General features: G+C 45.1%; 14 protein-coding genes and 1 pseudogene. 9 read left to right on the forward strand and 6 right to left on the reverse strand.

Features of this window, described 5'->3' with window-relative positions; all coding sequences use genetic code 11:
* The coding region (locus MiSe_RS39730; protein ID WP_226591130.1) for a hypothetical protein at positions 1 to 265 on the reverse strand (265 nt) is incomplete at its 3' end.
* Between the two features lie 40 nt (positions 266 to 305).
* Positions 306 to 530, reverse strand: coding sequence for a hypothetical protein (locus MiSe_RS39735; protein WP_226591133.1), 225 nt, complete (start codon positions 528 to 530; stop codon positions 306 to 308).
* A 219-nt stretch (positions 531 to 749) separates the two neighbouring features.
* On the opposite strand from MiSe_RS39735, the gene MiSe_RS39740 reads away from it, so the two are divergent.
* The 3 genes and pseudogenes from MiSe_RS39740 to MiSe_RS53215 all read left to right on the forward strand — a co-directional run bounded on the left by MiSe_RS39740 (position 750) and on the right by MiSe_RS53215 (position 1,986).
* Complete coding sequence (locus tag MiSe_RS39740; protein WP_373872980.1) at positions 750 to 1,091, forward strand: DUF433 domain-containing protein; 342 nt, start codon at positions 750 to 752, stop codon at positions 1,089 to 1,091.
* A 170-nt stretch (positions 1,092 to 1,261) separates the two neighbouring features.
* On the forward strand, positions 1,262 to 1,468 hold the full coding sequence (locus MiSe_RS39745) for a hypothetical protein (protein ID WP_226591136.1): 207 nt from the start codon (positions 1,262 to 1,264) through the stop codon (positions 1,466 to 1,468).
* Between the two features lie 207 nt (positions 1,469 to 1,675).
* Positions 1,676 to 1,986 (forward strand): annotated as a pseudogene (locus MiSe_RS53215) (DUF433 domain-containing protein).
* A 63-nt stretch (positions 1,987 to 2,049) separates the two neighbouring features.
* Here MiSe_RS53215 and MiSe_RS39755 read toward each other — a convergent pair.
* The 4 genes from MiSe_RS39755 to MiSe_RS39770 form a co-directional block, all read right to left on the reverse strand.
* A complete protein-coding gene (locus tag MiSe_RS39755) occupies positions 2,050 to 2,394 on the reverse strand; it encodes an immunity protein CdiI family protein (RefSeq protein ID WP_226591139.1) in 345 nt (114 codons plus the stop codon).
* A gap of 161 nt (positions 2,395 to 2,555) precedes the next feature.
* Positions 2,556 to 2,789: a hypothetical protein gene (locus tag MiSe_RS39760; protein ID WP_226591141.1), complete on the reverse strand. Its 234-nt coding sequence runs from the start codon at positions 2,787 to 2,789 to the stop codon at positions 2,556 to 2,558.
* A gap of 21 nt (positions 2,790 to 2,810) precedes the next feature.
* Complete coding sequence (locus MiSe_RS39765) at positions 2,811 to 2,957, reverse strand: hypothetical protein (protein ID WP_226591144.1); 147 nt, start codon at positions 2,955 to 2,957, stop codon at positions 2,811 to 2,813.
* Positions 2,944 to 3,786: a PKD domain-containing protein gene (locus MiSe_RS39770; protein WP_226591146.1), complete on the reverse strand. Its 843-nt coding sequence runs from the start codon at positions 3,784 to 3,786 to the stop codon at positions 2,944 to 2,946. The genes MiSe_RS39765 and MiSe_RS39770 overlap by 14 nt, the downstream gene beginning before the upstream one ends.
* Before the next feature lie 524 nt (positions 3,787 to 4,310).
* Here MiSe_RS39770 and MiSe_RS39775 point away from each other — a divergent pair.
* The 6 genes from MiSe_RS39775 to MiSe_RS39805 all read left to right on the forward strand — a co-directional run bounded on the left by MiSe_RS39775 (position 4,311) and on the right by MiSe_RS39805 (position 18,560).
* Complete coding sequence (locus MiSe_RS39775) at positions 4,311 to 4,997, forward strand: sigma-70 family RNA polymerase sigma factor (protein ID WP_226591149.1); 687 nt, start codon at positions 4,311 to 4,313, stop codon at positions 4,995 to 4,997.
* Positions 4,998 to 5,025: 28 nt separating this feature from the next.
* Positions 5,026 to 5,940 carry a DUF1822 family protein gene (locus MiSe_RS39780; protein ID WP_226591151.1) on the forward strand — a complete coding sequence of 305 codons (915 nt, stop codon included), beginning with the start codon at positions 5,026 to 5,028 and terminating at the stop codon, positions 5,938 to 5,940.
* 241 nt (positions 5,941 to 6,181) lie between these two features.
* Positions 6,182 to 9,025 (forward strand): pentapeptide repeat-containing protein, encoded by a 2,844-nt coding sequence (locus MiSe_RS39785; RefSeq protein ID WP_226591154.1) that lies wholly within the window; start codon positions 6,182 to 6,184, stop codon positions 9,023 to 9,025.
* A 28-nt stretch (positions 9,026 to 9,053) separates the two neighbouring features.
* On the forward strand, positions 9,054 to 9,521 hold the full coding sequence (locus tag MiSe_RS39795; protein ID WP_307731634.1) for a type IV pilin protein: 468 nt from the start codon (positions 9,054 to 9,056) through the stop codon (positions 9,519 to 9,521).
* Positions 9,522 to 9,552: 31 nt separating this feature from the next.
* Positions 9,553 to 10,797, forward strand: a complete 1,245-nt coding sequence (locus MiSe_RS39800) for an FAD-dependent oxidoreductase (RefSeq protein ID WP_226591163.1) — start codon at positions 9,553 to 9,555, stop codon at positions 10,795 to 10,797.
* Positions 10,798 to 11,441: 644 nt separating this feature from the next.
* Positions 11,442 to 18,560, forward strand: coding sequence for a CHAT domain-containing protein (locus tag MiSe_RS39805; RefSeq protein ID WP_226591156.1), 7,119 nt, complete (start codon positions 11,442 to 11,444; stop codon positions 18,558 to 18,560).
* The last annotated feature ends 784 nt before the right edge of the window (positions 18,561 to 19,344 follow it).

Here is a 19,344-nt window from a genome sequence, read left to right on the forward strand (position 1 = left end):
CAACCAGGTTTCTGCCTGGGGACACGGCAATCATCAAATTTGCATTTTCCCAGAATATTTCGGATGCCGTGTCCCTACATGCCGGACGATTTTTCAGATAAACCCGGTTTGTTTGGGGAATATTTCCAATTTTATCAACCAGGTTTCTGCCTGGGGACACGGCAATCATCAAATTTGCATTTTCCCAGAATATTTCGGATGCCGTGTCCCTACATGCCGGACGATTTTTCAGATAAACCCGGTTTGTTTGGGGAATATTTCCCATCAACCCGCCTCATTGCAGGCAATATCGATTGTGTTTCGGTTCATTCGGGCAAGATTTTTGAATTTTTGCGTAGGAGTTCTAAGTAAGCAAGAGGAAGAACAAAAGGCCATAAAACTGTTGATAGAATCAAGATTACTATAGCCAGAAACTTCTCTTCTGAAGTCAGTTGAGTATCTTGCTGGAAGACGGATAGCCAGGTGGTGAAAAAAGCGCGGGCTATCAACAGGTAATAAACGACAACAGCGACTAGAATGTATTTTAACATTTTGGCTCCTTTTTTGGGTAATTTTGTGAAAAAGATAGGTTGGTAAGGGAAAGATTTTTGAGGGGCGATCGCTCGTCATTTTATTGGCTCAAAAAAGGTTTTTGAGAAGGGCGATTCCCGCCATGCCGAAGCGCGTCAAATTGTAAATGAACTGGCAATCTGTTAGAATGAAAATATTTAGCCAAAAACATGTGAATCAACACAGTGGAATAAGTAAAGATGTCTATTGAACCTGTAATTGCCGGGCATATCGAAATCACTCCTGGTGTGTGTGGTGGTAAGCCGCGTATTGCTGGACATAGAATTAAAGTGCAGGATATTGTAATTTGGCACGAAAGGATGGGGATGTCTCCAGACGAGAGTGTCTATCATTATCCGAGTATTACTTTGGCTGATGTGTATGCTGCTTTGGCGTATGAGCGCGACCATATGCAAGAGATTAGAAAACAAATTGATGAAGATGAACAATTTGTGAGGGAGATGGAGGCTAAAACACCTTCTCTGGTTCAACAGAAGCTAAAAAAGCAAAATGCCAAGAACGATGCGATTTCACCTGGATGAAAATGCTTACGACGACGTGGGATTGAGGTAACTACCACACCAGAAGAAGGACTTATTTCTGCACCGGATGAGGAGCAACTGGCGTTTGCAGTTTCTCAATAGCGGGTAATTTTTACCCATTTCGTTAAGATTAGGACAGGCGATTGTGACATCAGCCAAAGGAAAAATGAATGAATGTTGAACAAAGCATTGCGGTTGAGAGTTTAAGAAACATCTCAGTAGAAGAGTTTTTGAACCTGTTGCGACAGAAATCTGCGCTCGCTGTGGAATTTCCCAACGGTGAATCGCTGATTGTACAGGCGGTTGAACTAGCGCCGTTACCCATATTGGATGGGTATGTACCGGAGGGTTGGAAAGAGGGAATTTACGAGCATTGAAATGGCGATGGGTAAAAAGCGATCGCGTGGAATTCCTGTGAGGTGCGATCGCACTTCATCCTAAACGAGCGAGCGCATTCCTCTTTCATCAATTAGTTGCAACTGAATTGGGCATAAAATGCGAAAAAATGCCAGACTAGGAAAGTGAATTCAGAGGTTTGAATTATGCAACTAGAAGACTAATTCGATTTTTTATATCCTAACGATATTCGGATTAAGGAAGGGTAGGAATTGAAACAGTCCTCTATGATTTCATTCATCGCAAGCGGACACCGGAAGAAATTGCTCAGAGTTACCGGACTCTAACGCTAGAACAAGTTTACGCAACGATTCTTTACTACCTGCACAACCAGGAAGCTGTTAGCAAATACTTGGCTGATTGGATGGAATTTGCTGATCAGCAACGCAAGGCGCAAGAGTTAAATCCTCATGGGGCGATCGTTCGACTGCGGCAAAAACTGGCAGAGGGTAAACTTGTCTCTCAACAACAGCTAGAAGTTTCAAAAATCAACCCATGACTCTCAGCTATCTGCTAGATGAAAATAAGGAACTAAAACATGTGCGTATCACCTGTGTTGCTTTTAGACAAGGGAAAGAATTTTGTTTGGATCGGTGAGCAGTTGACGAAGTTTTTCGCTGAAATAAAACACTTCATAGTCTGGTGCTAACTCTTGACAAAGTTGTTGCCAAAGACTGACACCTTGGCGTTCAAAATCTTCAGCTTCTTGCTCGCTTGCCAAACCAGAATCTGGGGGGTAATCCTGGTTTAAAGTGTCATCGTAGATACTCGCCCAAGCTTTTAATTGTTTGATGGTTTCCTGACTCAGAGGCAACTCAGATGGAGAGAGCGCACCCACTTTCTCGTCTTCAACCCACCATAAGGGGTAGCATCCATAATCTGCCATTAGCTTGATTGTTTTTTTCATTGTTATCCTCTGTTGAATTAGGGGTTAGAGGTAGGATTAGCTCCGACGATAAAACCATTGTCGCTTACTGTCACGGCAATGTATTGAAATGTGCCTAGAAAGGAAACCTGATAAATGGGTCGTGGTTTCCTTCCCGCTCCTAGATAACCTACAATAGTGCCTTAGGTGACGGCTGCGATTACGGCATCGGGAATTTGTTCTGGAGGAATGCCTTTTTTATTGGCAAAATCAACAGTGTGGTTTTCCAGTATGTGTTGTAAACCAGCTTTGGAGTTTCCAGTTTCTAAGAAAACAATTTTGCCATCAGCTAGTTTGGCAATACCAATGATATTCTCTGGAGTACACCTGACGCCGTTCTCTATTAGTTCGGCTATCAATTCGGAACGCGATACCATTTCTTATTTTGGATGATTCACTCAAATGGTATCACTGTGGTACGTTAAGGTGGCGATCGCACGCTCAAATTGCACCGGCGATCGCATAAGGGTTTCATCTGGATCTCGTTGCGATCGCACTCCAATTGTATGCAGTGCGATCGCGCATCCCTCATCAATCAGTTGCAACTGAATTCAAAACTTTCTGTTGCTGTTTGCGTTTCAGCAGGGAACTGACACCGAAAGCACCAAAAGCTAATAAACCAAACACAGAAGCAGGTTCGGGAACTGCCTTAACATTAAAAGAGCCATCCGCATACAAACCATAGCGATCCACAACCCGCAAGCTCACTTTATGGTCACCTGGACGATCGAAAGACCACCGACCGCTAGTACCAGTAAAATCGTCGTAATTTCCATCGCCATCAAAATCCCACAGATAGGTTAGAATGTCACCCCAGTCAGCGTCTGTAGCGGTAGCGGCAAAGTCGAATAGGTGGTGAATAGGTATTGTTAAATCCGAAGTTAAACTCGTGATAATGGGGGGTACGGGTGGAGGCGGAGCAGCAGCAATCCCTCCAGTAAACCGGAAATTGTTGTCGTCGTAGTCCCGATCGCCGCCGCGGAATAAATCTTCAAACCCGACATCCGCTATTCCAGGAGCAACAAAGTTGACTACAGCGTGGGGGATACCATCAGGATTACGCGATCCTGGTCCCATTAAAAAAGTGTTTCCTTCAGCAAGGATGCCAAAGATTAGTTCTGCTCCCCGTGGAAGATTTCCCAAATTTACTACCTTGCCAACTTCCCGATTAGTGGCAATATATCGGTTCTCTGGAGAGTAAAGGCTCAGGTAGCTGGTTAAACCAGCCTCTCCTCCTAAAACCTGTACTGTTATGTTACCTCCAGTAAAGTAAAGTGAACCTCCGAGAGTTGCTGCTTGTGTAGCACTAACATTTGCCAAAGTCATCAATGTTGCCCCGGCTGTAATCATTAAGAATTTACTGATGGTCGTCATACAACTCTTTCCTCAAATGCTGTGTAAATTGCGTAAAGTTAGGTATTCAAAAAATCCGATCGCATCCCTTCAAACAAAGGCGATTTCAGATCTTGCACCCAGTGTTGTCCTCCCGCCGTGGAATGAATTCCACGGCTCATAGCTCAAGTCCACTTAAGTGGACTGAAGACGTTTTTCTAGTCCTCTTGAGAGGACTTTCGCTATTAGCCAGAGAATTTATTCTCTGGCGGGTGAGTGGGTTAGTGCAGGATCTATTGCGATCGCATCAAGAGCAGGTCTTAGGATGAGAGCGATATGCCAAGGGCTAGCTTCGCGAACGCATCCCTTCAAAGAAAAGCGATCGCCCAACCTCTTGCTAACTATTTCGCTAAAAGCCAGCCAGCTTTATGCAACTTTGGCAAAATTTTTTCTCACCCCTCAAAGTAAACTTTTGTAAAAAATGCGCCAGTTTGCATAAAAGCCCCGCAGCGAACCCGAAACACAAATAGAGAATCTCTCGGCTGCGATCGAAGCCGGAAGTACCCATGACCCCTATTCACCTTACAGACATGGGCATAGTATCTAGAGATCTGAACCAGGGAGCTTACATGGAGAACCATGAAGAAACGCTGAAACAGCTTGCCATACAAGCCCAACAGCACCCAGTCCAAAGTTCACAACGGCGGTTAGCCTTGAATAGGCTAGTGGGTGAAATTATGCGCTCGCCCAAACTCGCTTATCCCCAACAAGGAAATTGGCCTCGTCATCTTTACGAAGATCTTTATAATGATGCACTTCAAAAAACCTTGCTAGAAATTTGTCAAAAGATTGACCAATACAACCCCAACTATCCTGTCATGGCTTGGGTTAACAAACTGCTGAAATATCGATTCCTTGATGTTGTGAGAGACTATTATCGGGCAGCACCAACCGTTATTTTTTCTCTAGATGCACTTAATTATGACACTCCAGATAACCGCGAAACTGAGTTTGATGACACAACAGAAAAGCTGGCTCAGTTTCTCAAACAAGACCCTGAAAACCGCTTGCAGGTAGCTATCAGAGGTTATCCAAACGCGCCCGTCCTGCAAAACTTGCTTTGGGCTAAATATGTGGAAGGTAAAACCTGGAATGAACTCTCGATTGATTTTGGTATTCCCATGCAGACGATTGTCAGTTTTGTCAAGCGTAATTTGCCGAATTTCAACGAGTATTTTCGTAACAATTTATAGCGATACTTAACCAAGCAGGGAGATGTTAATGATGAGCCGACTTACCGAACGATTAACTTTTACAGTTCCGCTCTCTTTTGAAGCGCATTCCCTCGCCCAACAGTTGAGCAAACCGCTAGCAAATCAAAAAAAAGTCAAACAAGTTTATCTGAATACCCTCGCCGTGTACGCGGTTAATTTTTATCTCCAGTGCATGGCATTTGAGACGAATTGGGAAATCAGCGATAGTTACAATCCAGTGATGCTGAAATTTCTGGACGTAGCCGATTTAGAAATTAAACAAATCGGCAAAATAGAATGTCGTCCCGTTTTGCCAGATGCAGAAGTTTGTCAGATTCCCCCCGATGCTTGGTCAGATAGAATTGGCTACGTAGCCGTGCAGCTACACCAATCTTTAAAACAAGCAACCATATTGGGCTTCACTCAAACTGCCGCTGAAGAAGTACCTTTGAACGAACTGCAACCCTTGGAAGATTTGATTGAATTTTTGTCTCAAAAATTACAACCTGAATCTGTAAATTTGAAACAATGGTTAGAGGGAATAATTGAAGCAGGATGGTTGACAATTGACGAGCTTTTAAGTCAAGAACAAATTGCTCTGGCATTTGGGTTTAGACATGGCGTTAGCCTGACGCGGGGTAAGCAAATTGAATTGGAAATGCAACTGGAAAAACAGTCAGTAGCATTGATAGTTATTCCGTCGCCTGAGATCGATCAGGAACTAGATATCCGGGTGCAAGTGCATCCAGTTAAAGGTCAAATTTATTTACCAAAGGGGGTGAAGTTGATAGTAAAAGATGCGTCGGGATCAGCAGTTCTTGACGCCGAAGCCCAAGATGAGGATAATTATATTCAGCAGCATTTTAGTGCTGAATCAGGAGAAAAGTTCAGCATCACTGTCGCGTTGAAAGAAGCAAGCATAACCCAAGATTTTTGCTTGTAGTCTCGTTCCCAGGATCCTGCCTGGGAACGCATAAATAGAGGCTCTGCCTCGTTATATATACAGAACTTACGCAGGGACACCAAATATCGTGAATGGTGCGTTACGCTATCGCTAACGCACCCTACATATATAAATTTTGCGTAAGTCCTAATATATTCTTTTCTTGGGAGGCGGGAGCCTCCAAATAGCATTCCCAGGTAGAACCTGGGAATGAGAAGCGAGAAGCGAGAAGGTTTCTTATATGTCCCACAATTACAGCCACCAAAATCTACAAGGAAAATCTTTCAAAAGCGAAGATCTTAGCAATTGCGATTTCTCCTACTCAGATATTCGAGGCGCTGACTTTACGGGTGCTATTCTCACAGATGCCGATTTTAGTTATGCTCAAGCGGGAATGAAACCCCAGTGGGAAATAACTATGTTAATTCTGGCGGCAATTCTATCAGCAGTGTCGGGTGCTACTACTGTCTTTGCTGCTTACGAACCAGTGAAATTTTTAATACCCAGACCTCCCGATCAGAGTCCGAATATTCCAGAATTTATCTGCTTTTTGCTGCTCTTATCTGTGAATTTAGTTTTATTATTCGTTTCCCTGCGCCAAGGCATCCAAAAAGCTTTCTCAATTGTCGCAGGCGCAGTTGCTATAGTCGTACCGGCAATTGGTATTTTAGCTGCTATTGGAACGGATAGAAATCAGTTTTTTAGTTGGTTTAGAGCTTTTAGAACTATCAACTTTATCGAAGCTGCAAGCGGTAGAACGGATGTGGGTATCGCTGCTATTATTGTGCCTTTAGCTATTTCTGTTGTAGCAACGCTGATTGTATTGGCTACCTTGTCTTTAGCCGTGGTTTTGGGAACGGTTGTCGCTGAAAAATTTGAATTTTTAATTATGGCTGAAGCAATGGCTATTGCTGTCATCGCTACGGGAATTGTTACCCGAAATACAGCTAGATACTTTAACAATCTTCCATCTCAAATTGGAGTTATTGCCTTAGGGACTATCTTTGCTGGAGTTTTGGCGAGTTTAAGTTATTTTAACGCCCGAAAAGTTCTGGTAGAAGATGAAAATTATACTTGGTTTCGTCAGGTAGCGATCGCACTCACTGCTATCGGCGGAACCAGCTTTCGCAATGCCAATTTAACCGAGGCCAATTTTAGTCATGCTATCCTCAAAAGCACCGATTTCACAACAGCAAATACAACCCGCACTCTCTGGCATTTGAGTAAAAAGCTTGACTGGGCTAAATTAAGCCAGACAATATTAGAAAAGCCACAAATTCGCGATTTGCTAGTCAGCGGCGATGGTTGTAATAAATCTTATAGTAATTTCTCTCTCAGAGGCGCTAATCTAATCAAAGCCGACCTCAGCAGTGCTAATCTCAAAGAAGCCGATCTGAGCGAAGCAACCGTCGAAGCTGCCAATTTAGAAAATGCCAATTTAACCCAAACACAAGCAATCGGCACTAATTTTAAAGAAGCTAAATTTACTGGTGCTTGTGGTTTGGGAACTTGGAATATTGACAACACTACTAACCTAGAATGGGTTGACTGTCGATATGTTTATTTGCTAGAACATCCAAAACCTCGAACCGACGATCGCGAACGTCGTCCTAATAGTGGCGAATTTCAACCGGGAGAATTTACCATGCTGTTTCAAAAGGTGGTAGAAACGGTCGATTTAATATTCCGCAATGGGATTAACTGGACGGCTTTTAGCCACTCTTTTAGTCAAGTACAAGTTCAAAACGAAGATATTCAATTATGCGTTCAAAGTATTGAAAATAAAGGCGATGGCGTTGTTGTCGTTAAGGTTCGCGTTCCTCTGGAGGCAGATAAATTTAAAATTCATAGCGAGTTTGTGAAAATATACGATACAGAGTTGAAATTATTAGAGGAAAGATTTCGGAAATTAGAAGGATCGATGCAACGGCAAGAAATCGAAACCGCTAATATGAAAGCAGTAATTCAACAAATAGAAGCTAATTGTAAAGATAGGGTAGTGATGCTGAATTTAGATTATGAAAAAGACTGTGTAATAGTTAAGGTACAAATTTGGTCAGATGGACATCGTTACCCGGTAAAATTTGAGGGAAAATTGCCTGATGCAACAGAAATTGTGAAGAATTATCAGGATTGGCGGGAAGTTTATTATAAAAATAGGGATGTAAGCGATCGCATCAAACCCAAATCTGCAGCAACAAGACATTCCGAAACCGAACATAAGCAAATTTTGCACGAATTAGCCGCTAAATTTCAAACAAACTTCAACAATTGGCTAAATTCAGAAATCTTTCGTCCAACCGTCAATAAACTCCGGGAAAAACTCAACCCGAATGACGAAATCCGGATAATTATCGAAACAGAAAATCTCCAACTGCGACGCCTTCCTTGGAATTTGTGGGATTTTTTTGATAGCTACCCCAAAGCAGAAGCCGCTATCAGTCGTACAGCGGCAGATCGAGCGATAAAATTAGAGCGATACCGAACAAAAATTAGAATATTGGCAATACTGGGAAGCGATTCTCATCTCAACCTTGAAGCAGACAAGCGAGCGATCGCTACCCTCCCGAATACAGAAGTTGTCTTTTTAGTCAAGCCTAATCGCGCCGAATTTAACAAATATTTATGGGACGAACAAGGCTGGGACATTCTCTGTTATTCCGGACATAGTTCCAGCAAATGGGATGGTAGCGATGGATGGATAGAGATTGACGCAACCGAAAAGCTAACAATTGGTGAAATAGAACATGCTTTAAAAGCTGCGATCGCGCGAGGTTTGCAACTAGCTATTTTTAACTCTTGCGACGGGTTAGGATTTGCCCGTGAGCTAGCTAATTTGTACGTTCCCCAAATGATTGTAATGCGCGAGCTAGTGCCAGATATAGTGGCGCAAGAATTCTTCAATAATTTTATCAAAAATTTTGCTATCGGTGAATCTTTATACGTCTCGATGCGACAAGCAAGGCAGATTTTACAAGACAAAGACTTTTACTTTCCCTGTGCCAGTTGGTTGCCAGTAATTTGTCAAAATCAAGCCGAAGTTCCCCAAAAATGGCAATACTTAGCTAAACCGCTCGATAAGTAACCGTTTACTTCTTTTGTTTGAGGAAACTATGAATAACTTCAAGCTTAAGTTTTTGCTAATTTCCCTGGTAAAAAATCAGAATCAAGGATTTACTTTGCTAGAATTGCTGATTGTAATTTTTATTTTGGGTATTTTAGCAGCGATCGCATTACCCTCTTTCCTCAGAATGGCAGACAGAGCTAGAGAAGTGGAAGCCATAGAAAGAATTAACTATCTTAATAAAAACCAACAGAGTTACTACTTGGAAAATTCAATATTTACAAGGTCTATAGAAAACCTGAATACTTCTTCGTTAGAAACAACCAATTACATGTATTTGGTGGTAATTTTAAATCGCGGTCAAATAGCCGTTCATGTAGCAATGCCTAAAAATGAACGTCTACCCTATTATGGCGGCGGCGTGTATTTTAAACGGGGACATATGCATAACTGTGGCCCTTGGCCTGCTAGAACAGTAGAACAAGCGATCGCAACTTATTATGCCCGGTGTCCGTAATGCGATCGCATTTGGCTACCAATTAAAACCTATGAATACCGATTTCTCACAAGCTGAAACACCAGTCCCAATCCATGACATTATCGACGTAGCCGAGACAACTTGCTGCATCGTCGGGGGTGGCCCTGCGGGTGTGGTTTTATCGCTGCTGCTGGCGCGCCAAGGCATTCCGGTGATGTTGCTGGAGACGCACAAAGATTTTGACCGCGACTTCCGGGGCGATACAATTCACCCGTCAACGATGGAAATTATGGATCAACTCGGTTTGGCAGAACGCTTGCTGCAACTGCCTCACGCCAAGATGCGTCATATTACCGTCAAAACCCCCAACGGTTCAATCCAATTCGCCGACTTCAGTCGCCTGAAAACTCGCTACCAATACATTACGATGATGCCCCAGGCCAAATTTCTGGAGTTTATTGCACAAGAAGCGAAACGCTATCCCAACTTCCAACTGGTGCTGGGGGCGAATGTGCAGGAATTAATTGAAGAAAATGGGGTAATTCGAGGTGTGCTATATCGAGGACATGGGGGATGGCACGAAATTAGGGCGCATCTCACAGTCGGTGCAGATGGTCGCCACTCCAAACTGCGACAACTGGCTAGTTTTCAACCGATTGAAACTTCGCCGCCGATGGATGTTCTGTGGTTTCGCTTACCCCGCAAACCAGAAGATGGGGAAGGTGGGATGGGGCGCTTTGGTCGCGGTCGAATTGTTGCAATGCTCAATCGCGGTGACGAGTGGCAGATTGCTTACGTTATTGCCAAAGGCGGGTATCAACAGTTGCGTGCTGCGGGTTTAGAGGTGCTGCGAAAGTCGGTAGTTGAGATTGTACCGGAATTGAGCGAGCGCGTAGAACAATTGCAAGATTGGTCGCAAGTCGCCTTTCTCTCCGTCGAATCTAGCCGCCTCCCCCGCTGGTATCGTCCCGGACTGCTTTTAATTGGCGATGCTGCCCATGTCATGTCCCCAGTTGGGGGAGTTGGCATCAATTATGCCGTTCAAGATGCAGTTGTAGCCGCAAATATACTGAGCGAACCGCTCAAACGCGGTGGACTGCATCTGTGGGATTTAGCTGAAGTCCAGCGGCAGCGCGAGTGGCCTACTCGGATTATCCAGGCATTTCAGTCATTAGTCCAGCAGCAGCTTCTTGCCCGCGCCCTAGACCCGAATCAATCGTTAACTCCACCAACTTTCTTGCGCCTACCCATTCTGCGCGACCTCCCAGCACGCATAATTGGTTTAGGGATATGCCCTGTGCGCGTTCAATGCTAACCAGAGAAACCCGGTTTTTTTGCAAAACCGGGTTTCTGCATCAATTCGCCACACAAGGAGCTGCGCGGGAAGAGTTACTCCCTTCGCGGTAGAAGACTATTTAGCTCTTTCTTCTTCCTTCTTCGTGTTCTTCGTGTCTTCGCGGTTTCTTAAATAGTTATTCTTCCGGCGCGGAGGGAGTAAATTGAAAGAAATTGCCAAAGGTTATTGGTAAAACCCGCCCCTAAAATCCTATATGTTGATGTGTAGTATGAGCAAGGGAAATTCGTATTATACCCTCAGTGTTGCGCCGGTTGCGGGTGGAGAATTTAAGCAAGTTTGGCGGTCATCTACTCCGGGTAATAATAGGGTGTTGGCGAGGTTTGATCCTATGCCAAGAAGCCAATCTTGACAATCATATCATCTCCAGTAGCAACGGTTGTGTAACTGCTAATAGCTAATCGCTAATGGCTAATGTCAGGAAAAATACTATATTAGCAATTAGCAATTAGCAATTAGCCATCCATACACTACCGATCTCTCGCGGACATGATATCAAACAAAGCCACAAGTTGCCGCATGTGTACGCTCTTAGCGATCGCGAGCTATCGTGGAGATCAGAGGCTAAAACTTGCCCAATTCCTTCCCCCCGGTGTTTAACTTAAATGACCTCCCCAATTTCAAAGAAAGCATTCCCCACGGTCAGAAAAGCTGCTGTGTTACTCGCAGCAATTTCGATTGTCACACCATTTGGTGTCAAATCCGTATTGGCACAACCGATTGTACCAGCACCAGACGGGACAAATACGGTTGTCACGCCCGATGGTAACCGTTTGGATATTACGGGGGGGCAAACTTCAGGCGATCGCACCAACCTCTTCCACAGTTTCACTCAATTTAATCTCGACTCCGGTCAAACCGCTAATTTTATATCTCTACCTGAAATTCGCAATATTTTAGGTAGAATTACTGGCGGCGATCCTTCCCGCATTAATGGTTTAATTCAGGTTCTTGGTAGCAATGCCAACTTATTTTTAATCAACCCCGCTGGGATTATTTTTGGGTCGAGTGCAAGTTTAAACGTTCCGGCTTCTTTTATTGCGACGACGGCCAACGGGATTGGGTATGGAAATAATTTTTTTAATGCGACAGGTACTAATAATTATAACATTTTAAATGGTACGCCGAATGCATTTGCTTTCACGATGAGTCAACCGGGAAGCATTATCAACGCCGGGAATTTGACCGTAGGGACGGGGCAAAATTTGGCGTTAGTTGGCGGTACGGTTGTTAATACGGGACAGCTGACAGCACCGGCGGGACAAATTACGGTTCTCTCTGTACCGGGAGCAAGAACGGTGAGACTTTCTCAACCGGGATTTTTACTCAGTTTGGATGTGACAGCACCGGGTGGAAATCAACCGAATCAATGGACGTTACCGATTTTATCTTTGCCGCAATTGCTCACAGGTGGAAGTGGGGGAAATGCCACGGGTGTAACCCTTAACGAAAAGGGACAAGTCATTCTAACAGGTGCGGGAATTTCCATCCCGACAGATGCGGGTACAACGATTGTAGCGGGAAATTTGGATACTTCTGGAAAGACCGGAGGAAGGGTACAAGTTTTAGGCGATAAAGTTGGATTAGTTAGTGCCAATATTAACGCTTCCGGGACAAATGGCGGCGGGAATGTTTTGGTTGGGGGAGACTATCGCGGACAAGGCACTGTCCCCAATGCGTCTCGAACTTTTGTAGATGCAAATTCGGCGATTTCGGTTGATAGTTTTACGGGAGGAAATGGCGGCAGGGCGATTGTTTGGGCGGATAAAGCGACGGATTTTTATGGCACCATCAGTGCTAAAGGTGGCAGCAATTCGGGGAATGGTGGATTTGTAGAAATATCGGGGAAAGATACTCTGTTTTTTGCCGGTAAAGTCGATTTGACTGCACCGAATGGCAAGACTGGGACGCTGTTGCTAGACCCGAAAGATATCACAATCGTCGGCGGGGGTGGAGCGACTAACGATGGCGAATTGGCGGATAAGCAAATCCTGGCAGGTGATAGTCCAGGTGCAACTTTCACCATATCGGAAAACGCACTTGAATCTTTACCCGATAATGCCAACATTATTTTAGAAGCAACCGATAATATTACGATTGAAAGTTTAAGCAACGGCGTTCTTAACCTCAAAGCTATTACTGGGTCGATTGCGTTTAAAGCCGATACAGATAACGATGGAGTTGGCTCTTTTTCGATGAAGTCGGGGCACACCATCCAAACACAGGGGGGTGGTGTATCGATTTCAGGTGCTAGCTTAAATATTGGAGCTATTACAGTCGATAATCGTACCCCTTTGCCCAACGGCGGCGATATTAACTTGACCGCTACAAAAGGTGGGATTAATATTGCAGGTAAAGTAATTTCCCTGGCTGAAGTTACCACCCCTGCTGGGAATGGGGGTGCAATTAATATTAAAGCTAACGGCGATATTGTGGCAAGCAACCCGATACAATCTCGCTCTAGAGATGTTCCTGGTGCAGGTAAGGCGGGCAATGGCGGACCGATTAGCATTACCACAACTAACGGTAACATTATTGTCAATAAATTACATACATTTTCTGCTGTTTATACAGGTGAAAGTACACCTGGCAACGGTGGAAATATTACGGTTGATGCCAGCAACGGCAATATTATTATTAAGGGAGAGATATTGTCTCAATCGCTCAACGTTCCGAATAATAATAGTGGAGATGGTGGAGCGATTAATTTGACCAGTCGTGGGGGTTCGATTACGATAGATGGGCAATTAAACAGCAGTGCTGAAAGTGGAAATGGGGGAGCAATTCGGCTCCAAGCTGATAATGATATTACCGCGAATGGTAATATCAACTCGACTTCAATTAGTGGCACTGGAGGCGCGATCGCTATAACCGCGAAAAACAATATTACCGTCTCTGAACTATATTCTTACACATCTGGATTGGGCAATGGCGGTAATATTACCCTAATTAGCAAAGCAGGAGCAATTAATGCAAAAGCAGATGTGCTAGCCGGTTTTACCACTAAAGGCAATGGCGGTACAATTACCTTTGAAGCTTTTGGCGATATTACTACTAGCAAGATTTTATCAGCAGACACCGATGGTGCTGGTAAAGGCGGCGATATTATCCTTAGTAGCAGTGGGGGAGCAATTAATATCGCTGGTGCGATTTTGGACGCCGACTCTAACAGCGGGGATGGCGGCAATATTACCATGAAAGCAGCTGGCAATATCACCACAGGTTTTACCCATTCGCGAGCATTTGGTAGCGGTAAGAGTGGGGATATTACTGCGATCAGCAGCGGCGGCAATATCGATACTACTGGGGGGAGTTTAGAAACTAAATCGGACAAGGGGAGTGGAGGTGCGATCGGATTAACTGCCACCTCTGGTAACATCACTACAGGTCTGATAAATTCTACTGCTCCTATTAGTGGCGGCAATATTACCCTCAATGCTGCCAATACTATTACCACCGATAGCATCGATGCAACAGGCGCACCCGGTAGTGGTAATATTAGCCTCAAGGCTAATGAAATTGACTTTGTTGGGTTGGCAAGGGAAACTACCCCTACAATCAAGGGTAGGGGAACGCTCCAGCTGCAAGCAGCAACCCCAAGTCAAAATATTGCAATCAACGGCATCAGCGATACCGGCAAAGATACCTTAGACATTACCCAATCTGAATTAAATTCCTTAGCCAATGGTTTTGGCGGTATTATTATCGGTGGAAGCAACACCAGCGGTGCTATTACTTTAGCCAATGATGTTACCTTCAACGATCCGATAATTTTGAACGCTTTTGGTGCAGGGGGTTCGCTCTCGACGAATAGTTTTACCATTAGCGGACAAGACAACGCCAGCATTCTCCTGAAAGCTGATGGAAATATTACCACTAACAATATTAATAATCCAGGTCGCCCGATTACTATAACCAGCACCAAAGGTAATATTAATACCAAGGCAGGCACAATTAAATCTGAAATTTCGCTCGGCAACGGTGGTCAAGTTTCTTTGACAACTTTATCCCCCACCGGCACAATTACCACCGGGAATATTTTGACTGGTTCTGCCGATGGAGATGGAGGAAGTATCAGCATCACTACCGCTGGCGGTGCTATCTCTACAAGTAATCTAGAATCGAGAACTTTCTATGTAGGTAGTGGCGGTAACGTTACCTTGGATGCTAAAGGCGGCAGCATCACCACGGGTAATATCGACAGCTATTCTAACGTCAGTTCTAAAGTTGGTGGCGATATCCGGATCAACAATGCCAGTAGGATTGCGACAGGCAATCTCAACGCTGCTAGTGGAGGCATTTTAGATGCACCCAAAGGCGGTTTGATTTCCCTCAACGCTACCGATAATATTACAACCGGAAATATCCAAACCCGCGCCAATAATGTTGAATTAAATGGCCCGATTGCTCTAACAAATAATTTAGCCGTTTGTATTATTGGTCCGGATTACATCTGCGGCAACTCATCGGGTAATATCACCTTTGGCGGTACGGTCAATGGCAAGTATAACCTGCTGCTAGATGCGGGGAAGGGGGACATCACATTTAAAGGTGCTGTGGGTAATACAGTGGCGTTGAACAATTTGACTCTTAACAGCACCGGCACAACTCGCTTTGACAGTACCGTTAATGCTGCTAGCGTCACTACTAATCCGGGTGGAACGACTCAAATCAAGGGTAACGTGACTACAACCGCAGAGGCGGGTCAAATTTATAACGATAACGTCGAAGTTGTCGGTAATATCATCCTTACGGGTGACGAAATTAACTTGGGCGGTACGGTGGCGGGGACGGGCAACCTGACTTTGCAACCTTTGGCAAAAGATCGAGCGATCGCACTCGGCAGTGCTGCGGACACAGGTGCTGGAACTCTCGACCTAACAGCAGCAGAGATTAACGCTTTGCAAGATGGCTTTAGTTCGATTACCATCGGACGCACAGATAGCACCGCCAGCATTACCATCCCCAAGGACGTTACTTTTAAAGACCCGGTAACAATTCAAACAGGATCGGGAGCGGTCGCTGCCACCGCAACCATTACCGGAAAGGGTAACGCCTCCATCACCATGAGTGCGAATGGAAACATAAATACTCGCAATATTACTGCCCCAGCGGGGATTGCAATCACCAGCAAAAGTGGGACGATCGATACCAGTGCAGGGACGCTGGATGCTGCTAATAACCAGGGGAATGGGGGAGCGATCGCCCTGAGTGCAGCTGGTAATATTACTACAGGTAACATCACTTCCAGTTCCACTGCGGGTGCTGGCGGTAACATCACCCTCAAGAGTGAAGCGGGAGTGATTACAGCGGGTAACCTGAACGCATCCGGCACTACCAAAGGTGGGACAATTACCGTTCAAACACCAGTTCAAATTACCACTAGGGAAATCAACTCCAGTGCCAGTATCGGCGATGGCGGTAACGTCTCCCTCGATCCCGAAGGCGACATCCAAGTTGACTTTATCAATGCCCAAGGTGGCGAAAGGGGTAGAGGGGGTAGCGTTGATATTACCACCGCCAGATTTTTCCGCGCTTTGGGTATTTTCACAGATAGAAATGGTATAGAATCTAGCATTTCCACCGCCGGAGGAACTGGCGGCGGGTCGATTGCAATTCGACATGGGGGAGGGGCAAACACTGCCTTTGTCGTGCAGCGCGATCCGAACAACGGCAACACGGTTGATACTACGAATAACGGCACCAGAGGCAACATTACAGCTGGCACTGGTTCGGAAGAAACCGTAAGACCCGGATCTTATTTTGGGCCTTTCACCCAAGGTTTGACAAGGGTGATTACAACTCCCGGCAGCAATCCGCCTCCAGATAATCCCAATAATCCAGATAATCCCAATAATCCCAATAATCCGGGGAATCCCAATAATCCCACTAATCCGGGGAATCCCAATAATCCCACTAATCCGGGGAATCCCAATAATCCCAATAATCCGGGGAATCCCAATAATCCCACTAATCCGGGGAATCCCAATAATCCCACTAATCCGGGGAATCCCAATAATCCCAATAATCCCACTAATCCGGGGAATCCCAATAATCCCAATAATCCGGGGAATCCCAATAATCCCACTAATCCGGGGAATCCCAATAATCCCACTAATCCGGGGAATCCCAACAATCCTAATAATCCCACTAATCCGGGGAATCCCAATAATCCCACTAATCCGGGGAATCCCAACAATCCCACTAATCCGGGGACGCCCAATAATCCCACTAATCCGGGGACGCCCAATAATCCTAATAATCCTAATAATCCAGGTGGCGGCAATAGTGGCGGCGGGGAAGTTGCAAACGAAACCAGAATTGGAACAGACCTTCAGGGGGAAACGACTGCGCCGATTGAGGCAAACAATGCAGTCGCGAGAAGAGTATCTATTGATACTACTGAGCCTTTGCGACAAAATATTACTCAGGCGCTGCAAAGGGGCAACTTAGAACGGGCAGTATGGCTGATTGAGCAACTCAGACAACAAGAATTTACCAATTACTTTGAAGGCAATATTTCGCAACTGCCTTCGAGTCCAGTATCGCTGGAAAAAATTGGGGAGATTTTGGGCTTAATTGCTGAACGCACGGGGAAAAAAGTGGCTGTTATTTACGTATTGGCTAGCCCAGAACAATTAGATTTAGTGTTAGTCTCTCCCAATTGCAAACCAATTGACAGAAGCGTGCCAGAGGCGAGGCGCCAGGTTTTGCGCCGAAATTGCAAACCCGTTTACGTCAGCGTTCCAGAGGCGAAGCGCGAAGTTGTGCTGCAATTGGCGAGAGAATTTCGTCAAACCATCACCGATCCCAACGAAAGGGACACTGATAGTTACAAAGCATCGGCACAACAACTATATCAGTGGTTAATTGCACCTTTGGCAGCCGAATTGCAAGCGAGGGGGATAGATGCGATCGCATTCTCATTGGATGCTGGTTTGCGAACTCTTCCTATCGCCGCTTTGTACGACGGACAACAGTTTCTGGTAGAAAAGTACAGTATCAGCTTAATTCCCAGCATCAATTTAACCGATACTCGCCTTGGCGATATCAAGAGCGCCCAAGTTCTGGCAATGGGTGCATCAGAATTTAAAGAGTTAAATCCGTTACCTGCTGTGCCAATAGAATTATCTAATATTACCAATCAATGGTCGGGTAAAGGATTTCTCAACGAACAGTTCACCCTGGAAAATCTCAAATCCCAACGCGCTGCTACACCTTTTGGCATTATTCACTTAGCAACTCACGGAGAATTCAAACCCGGAAATTCCAATAACTCTTACATTCAGCTGTGGGACACCCAACTCAAATTAGACCAATTGCGGCAATTGAGATGGAATAAACCACCTGTGGAATTATTAGTATTGAGTGCCTGTCGCACAGCGGTGGGAGATGAACAAGCTGAGTTGGGGTTTGGAGGATTGGCGGTAGCATCGGGCGCTAAAACAGCGTTAGCCAGTTTGTGGTATGTATCCGATACAGCCACGTTGGCACTGATGAGTGAGTTTTATCCACAATTAAAGCGAGTTGCAATTAAAGCCAATGCACTCAGACAAGCACAAATTGCCATGCTGAGGGGACAGGTACGCCTGCAAGGGGGTCAATTGCAAGTTCCGGGGTTGTCCTCTGTTTCCCTGCCGCCAGAATTAGCACAGTTGGGAGATAAAACTTTGGCACATCCCTTTTATTGGGCAGGTTTTACGATGATTGGAAGTCCTTGGTAGGGCATGGGGCATGGGAAAGAATTTCAGGACTTACGCATAACGAGGCTATCACCTTTGTTTCTGCGTAAATCTCTGGTTGCCAAACCAAGGATTTTTCGCAGAAACAAAGGTGATTTGCGTAAGTCCTGAATTTACAGCGGTGTGCAAGCAGCATTACAGCGGATTGCAGCCTTCTCTTGTACACCGAAAGTTTGTCAAGCGCGCACCCTTAAGGGTGCGCGCTTGACAAACGAAGCGATAACGCTTTCCCTCACTCGAAAAGCAATCCGCTGTAATGTGTACTTCATACGGCTGCAATCCGCTGTATATCATGTCCGGTAGCTTTGGTTGTATATAGAGGATTTACCCATCGATCCCCCCAACCCCCAATGGCAAGGGGGGCTTAAACCGGATCGCCTTCGGGTGGCTAGGAAAAATCATCGGGAAAGGCAACCAGAGATCGACGCAGAAAGCCGGTTTCTAGGATTTTTGCGGGTAAATACTGTAGTTTTTTGCCGTTTCCACTTTAGTCGTGTAATAATTTTATCCAAGTGCAAGGACAGGGTGACTGCGAGCATCACCAATAAACAAGCTGCTAACTCGATGCAAGAGTTGGTTCAAAGCTTTAATAATTTCGCATCTTAACTGGGTACATCCATATGCGCGTAAGTCCTAGCCCTCATAGGAAAAACGGGAAGCGAGAAACTCAGTCTCTAAAGAGCTGAGAGGAAAGCGACACGAGCGGTTTTAACCGCAGTCGTATTTCAGAATCAACGATGGTGAGGATCTTCAATATAACGTTTAA

Source organism: Microseira wollei NIES-4236 (assembly GCF_020521235.1).
Taxonomy (GTDB): domain Bacteria; phylum Cyanobacteriota; class Cyanobacteriia; order Cyanobacteriales; family Aerosakkonemataceae; genus Microseira; species Microseira wollei.

Bases quoted from the DNA above. Each gene is read 5' to 3' on its own strand.
- MiSe_RS39735 (WP_226591133.1), bottom strand. From the start codon at position 530: ATGTTAAAATACATTCTAGTCGCTGTTGTCGTTTATTACCTGTTGATA.
- MiSe_RS39740 (WP_373872980.1), top strand. From the start codon at position 750: ATGTCTATTGAACCTGTAATTGCCGGGCATATCGAAATCACTCCTGGT.
- MiSe_RS39745 (WP_226591136.1), top strand. From the start codon at position 1,262: ATGAATGTTGAACAAAGCATTGCGGTTGAGAGTTTAAGAAACATCTCA.
- MiSe_RS39755 (WP_226591139.1), bottom strand. From the start codon at position 2,394: ATGAAAAAAACAATCAAGCTAATGGCAGATTATGGATGCTACCCCTTA.
- MiSe_RS39760 (WP_226591141.1), bottom strand. From the start codon at position 2,789: ATGGTATCGCGTTCCGAATTGATAGCCGAACTAATAGAGAACGGCGTC.
- MiSe_RS39770 (WP_226591146.1), bottom strand. From the start codon at position 3,786: ATGACGACCATCAGTAAATTCTTAATGATTACAGCCGGGGCAACATTG.
- MiSe_RS39775 (WP_226591149.1), top strand. From the start codon at position 4,311: ATGACCCCTATTCACCTTACAGACATGGGCATAGTATCTAGAGATCTG.
- MiSe_RS39780 (WP_226591151.1), top strand. From the start codon at position 5,026: ATGATGAGCCGACTTACCGAACGATTAACTTTTACAGTTCCGCTCTCT.
- MiSe_RS39785 (WP_226591154.1), top strand. From the start codon at position 6,182: ATGTCCCACAATTACAGCCACCAAAATCTACAAGGAAAATCTTTCAAA.
- MiSe_RS39795 (WP_307731634.1), top strand. From the start codon at position 9,054: ATGAATAACTTCAAGCTTAAGTTTTTGCTAATTTCCCTGGTAAAAAAT.
- MiSe_RS39800 (WP_226591163.1), top strand. From the start codon at position 9,553: ATGAATACCGATTTCTCACAAGCTGAAACACCAGTCCCAATCCATGAC.
- MiSe_RS39805 (WP_226591156.1), top strand. From the start codon at position 11,442: ATGACCTCCCCAATTTCAAAGAAAGCATTCCCCACGGTCAGAAAAGCT.